Here is a 2204-nt window from a genome sequence, read left to right as displayed (position 1 = left end):
GCGCGCGCGCCCGCGTCTTTCAGGAGGCGCTGCGCGGTGTGATGCTGGATCTGGCGCAACAGGTGGTGCGCGATGGCGAAGGGGCGACCAAGTTCGTCGAGATCGCGGTGACCGGCGCGGCGAACGCGGCGGATGCCAGGAAGGTGGCAATGGCGATTGCCAATTCGCCGCTGGTCAAGACGGCGATCGCGGGCGAGGATCCGAACTGGGGCCGGATCGTGATGGCGGTGGGCAAGTCGGGGGCGAAGGCCGACCGCGACCTGCTGGCGATCCGGTTCGGCGATATCCTGGTGGCCGAGAAGGGCATGGTCGCCGAGGGCTATGCCGAGGAGGCGGGCGCGGCCTATATGCGGCGCGCGGAACTGGTGATCGCGGTGGATCTGGGCCTTGGCAGCGGGGCGGCGACGGTCTGGACCTGTGACCTGACGCATCGCTATATCGACATCAACGCCGATTACCGGTCGTGAAGGTCGTTCTTGTCGCGGCCGTCGCGCTGGTCGATTTGGACGGCCGCGTGCTGCTGGCGCAGCGGCCCGAGGGCAAGTCGATGGCGGGCCTGTGGGAGTTTCCCGGCGGCAAGGTCGAGCCGGGCGAGACGCCCGAAGCGGCCTTGATGCGCGAGTTGAAGGAAGAGCTGGGCATCGACACATGGGCCAGCTGCCTCGCGCCGCTGAGTTTCGCCAGCCACAGCTACGAGGATTTCCACCTGCTGATGCCGCTGTTCGCCTGCCGCAAATGGGAAGGCCAGCCCCATGGGCAGGAGGGGCAGGCGCTGGCCTGGGTGCGCGCGAAGGATCTGCGCAGCTATCCGATGCCGCCCGCCGATCTGCCGCTGATCCCCGTGCTTCGAGATTGGCTGTAGCGGGGCGCCGCGGGGCAGGGCGGGTCCGGATCGGCAAGTTTCCGCGCATGCGCGCGGTGCGGCGAAAGGCGAAATAAAATTCCGAAAAATTTTACGCAACGGTTACAAAAGAACCGTTGTAACCTGAGGATGATAAGAAATGATCCGGACGATCCTGATTGGCTCCTGCGTTTCGGTGCAAGGCGCCTTTGTGGCGCGGCGGCCCGATGGCAGGATCGTGGTAAAGGTTGGTGACCGACTGTTCACGGGCAAGCCGGTCAACAAGGCCGCCTGAGGCAGCGGCATCCCGACCGAGGGGCGATGACGAAAAGGGGCGCCCGATGGACGCCCCCTTGATGGGTGGTTTCTTCCGGTCGAAGGATCAGGCGAGCTTGCGCTCGATCTCCTGCCGCTCGAAAATCTCGATAATGTCGCCTTGGCGGATGTCCTCGTAATTCTCGAAGGCCATGCCGCATTCCTGGCCCGACTGGACCTCTGCCACCTCGTCCTTGAAGCGCTTGAGCGTCTTCAGCGTGCCTTCGTGGATCACCACGTTGTCGCGCAGCAGACGCACCCCGGCGGAGCGCCGCGCTACGCCTTCGGTGACCAGACAGCCCGCAACCTTGCCGACATTCGAGACCTTGAAGACCTCGCGGATCTGAGCATAGCCGATGAAGGTCTCGCGGATCTCGGCCGACAGCAGGCCCGAGGCCGCCGCCTTCACATCGTCCACGAGGTCGTAGATCACGCTGTAATAGCGGATCTCGACGCCCTTCTGGTTGGCGGCGCTGCGGGCGGGGGCGTTGGCACGCACGTTGAAGCCCATGATCGGCGCGCCGGACGCCTCGGCAAGGCCCACATCGCTTTCGGTTATGGCGCCGACGCCGGCATGCAGCACGCGCACGCGCACCTCGTCATTGCCAATCTTTTCCATCGCCTGGACGATCGCCTCGGCCGAGCCCTGCACGTCGGCCTTGACCACGATCGGCAGCTCGGCGACGTTCTGGTCCTCCTTGGCCTTGGCCATGAGCTGTTCCAGCGTCGTGGCAGCCCCGGCGGCGGCGCGTTTCTCCTTGGCCTTGGCCTCGCGGTATTCGGCGATCTCGCGGGCCTGGGCCTCGGTCTCGACGACGTTCAGCACGTCGCCGGCCTCGGGCGTTCCGTTCAGGCCCAGCACCTCGACCGGGACGGACGGACCGGCCTCGTCGACACGTTCGCCCTTGTCGTTGATCAGCGCACGGACCTTGCCCCACTGCTCGCCCACGACGAAGATATCGCCCTTCTTCAGGGTGCCCTTCTGGACCAGCACGGTCGCGACCGGGCCGCGGCCCACGTCGAGCTGCGCCTCGATCACGGCGCCTTC

The 2204-nt window shown here is 66.1% G+C and carries 3 protein-coding genes and 1 pseudogene; 3 read left to right on the top strand and 1 reads right to left on the bottom strand.

Going from position 1 to position 2204, the window contains the following annotated elements:
• The 3 genes from ENN83_RS01435 to ENN83_RS01425 all read left to right on the top strand — a co-directional run.
• A partial coding sequence (locus ENN83_RS01435; protein ID WP_287183248.1) for a bifunctional ornithine acetyltransferase/N-acetylglutamate synthase occupies positions 1–467 on the top strand: 467 nt, incomplete at its 5' end.
• Entirely contained in the window at positions 464–862 is a 399-nt protein-coding gene (gene mutT, locus ENN83_RS01430; protein ID WP_287183247.1) for an 8-oxo-dGTP diphosphatase MutT, read from the top strand. The genes ENN83_RS01435 and mutT, both read left to right, overlap by 4 nt.
• 139 nt (positions 863–1001) lie before the next feature.
• Positions 1002–1136 (top strand): hypothetical protein, encoded by a 135-nt coding sequence (locus tag ENN83_RS01425; RefSeq protein WP_287183245.1) that lies wholly within the window; start codon positions 1002–1004, stop codon positions 1134–1136.
• Between the two features lie 87 nt (positions 1137–1223).
• Here ENN83_RS01425 and ENN83_RS01420 read toward each other — a convergent pair.
• Positions 1224–2204: pseudogene (locus ENN83_RS01420) on the bottom strand (translation initiation factor IF-2); the annotation flags it as partial.

It is taken from the genome of Rhodovulum sp., assembly GCF_011048875.1.
Classification (GTDB): domain Bacteria; phylum Pseudomonadota; class Alphaproteobacteria; order Rhodobacterales; family Rhodobacteraceae; genus Rhodovulum; species Rhodovulum tesquicola.
The sequence above is the reverse complement of the archived record's forward strand: the minus strand, read 5'-3'. Positions and strand labels throughout refer to the sequence as shown.